The sequence below is a fragment of the Rhodopirellula maiorica SM1 genome (assembly GCF_000346295.1).
Taxonomy (GTDB): Bacteria; Planctomycetota; Planctomycetia; order Pirellulales; family Pirellulaceae; genus Novipirellula; species Novipirellula maiorica.
The window spans coordinates 1-1850 of the sequence record NZ_ANOG01000244.1 but is presented as its reverse complement, the minus strand read 5'-3'; the positions used below and the strand labels follow the sequence as shown (position 1 = coordinate 1850).

At 54.8% G+C, this 1850-nt stretch carries 2 protein-coding genes; both read right to left on the bottom strand.

The features are described from left to right. Window positions 1-108: 108 nt before the first annotated feature. The gene (locus tag RMSM_RS07290) at window positions 109-1329 is read right to left on the bottom strand and encodes an HD-GYP domain-containing protein (RefSeq protein ID WP_008693620.1); all 1221 of its coding nucleotides are present in this window, start codon (window positions 1327-1329) and stop codon (window positions 109-111) included. Window positions 1330-1500: 171 nt separating this feature from the next. Continuing rightward, window positions 1501-1850, bottom strand: a 350-nt coding sequence (locus RMSM_RS07285) for an Hpt domain-containing protein (protein ID WP_040764621.1), incomplete at its 5' end; no start/stop codon positions are given.

The window sequence follows — 1850 nt, the reverse complement described above, 5'->3', positions numbered from 1 at the left end:
GGGCTCGTTGTGTTAGCGGATGACCGGTGCAAGCGAGATTCACCAGCCCTCCCCGCCCGCGTTTCGCGGCCGACCCTCCCAGCAGGGAGGCTCAATTCAGCAGCGTGCCTAGGCACTAGTCGGCGTGCAGAAGTCCATGAACTCGACTTGCACTTGGACGATGTCGCGGGATGCGCGAAAGAAGGCGTCGAGCACTGCCGGATCAAAGTGTTTGCCACGCTGTTGATCTAAAATTTCGAAACAGGTCGCTCGCGGCAATGCCTGTTTGTACGGTCGGTCGGATGCCAACGCATCGTAGGCGTCGGCCACCGCGGTGATTCGTCCTTCCAAGGGAATCGCTTCACCGGCCAATCCTTGTGGATAGCCGCTGCCATCAAAATTTTCGTGGTGCGTCATGGCGATGCTGGCGGCCAATCGCATCAGCGAGCTTCCGTCCTGCAGCATCTTTGAGCCTATTTCCACGTGCTTTCGCATCGTTTTGACATCGTCACCGCTGTGCGGCTCGATGCGAGGACCGTCCTTGCGAAGATGGTTTCGGATCAACTCGTATTCTTCGGGTTCAATTCGTCCCGGTTTGAGCAAGATGGCGTCGGGCACTGCTATTTTTCCGACGTCGTGCAACTGAGACGCCAATTCGACGTCTTCGACATACCAATTGGGCAGTCCAAGTTGATCTGCGATCAGCCCCGCAAATCGGCCCACACGAATCACGTGGTTTCCGGTATCGTTGTCTCGTAGTTCTGCGGCACGTGCCAAACAGTAGATCACTTCGCGTCGGGACCGCTCGAGATCTTGGGTTCGCAGCTGAACCTTTTCTTCCAACTGCGACGCATGTTTTTGCAACTGGTCTTGAAACGATTTCGTCAGCAATGCATTACGCACGCGAGGTGCAAGTTCCATCGGGTCCACCGGTTTGACTAAGAAGTCGGTCGCGCCCAAATCTAAACATTTCAGCTTAACTTCCGCATCACTGTTTGCCGTCAGAATCAGCACGGGCAAATGACGAAATTCGGGGCGTTCACGCAATTGACGTAGGATCGTGATCCCATCGACTTCGGGCATATTGATGTCAAGCAACACGACATCAGGACGGTTGGCGCAGATCAGATTGAGCGCAACCGACGAATCGGTTGTCATTTCGAACGAACTGTAACCTGCTTGCTCGAGATGTTTTTTGGCGACCAATACGTTCGCGATCTCGTCGTCAACGATCATGATCTTGCCCGATAATTGTGCTGCATTTTTTGCGACAACGTGCGAACCGAGCGGGACCGCAGCTTTGGGGAAAGGGTGGGGATGCGTAGGCGAGGAAGCGATGGGGCTAATCATGGCCGGCGTCACAATGCGTTAAAGAAATTTCAAGCTCTTATAGCATGGCTCACACCTAAGCTCGTCTCGGCATTGAGGACGCGGTGGCCTTGGAAACATCGTTGGATCAGGTCAAATGAACCGATGGTTCCGATTATTCCGACCTCGGACGCCGCGACGTCGTATGGCAACTCATTCCAACACCGGGACGACCAATCGCTGGCGAATCGACGCAATGGCATCGACACATTTCTCGCATTCCGTCATCGAACCCGATCGTGCGGCGTCAACCAAAGCGGACGAAGGCGAGGTGAATTCACTGTATCCGACGGTTCCCCCTGCTCCTTTTAGCCAATGGGCCAGTTCGATCAATTCGTTTGTTGCGCTCGCGGTCACCAAACGCCGCATCTCGGCAATTTGAGGATCGAGACGGCGTACAAAATCGATAATGATTTCGCAGAACTCGCGATCATCGAGTGGCAACGTCGAGTAGATTGGATCCCCCGCCGGTTCGCCGTCAGTGGTTTGTCGTTCGGGAACGG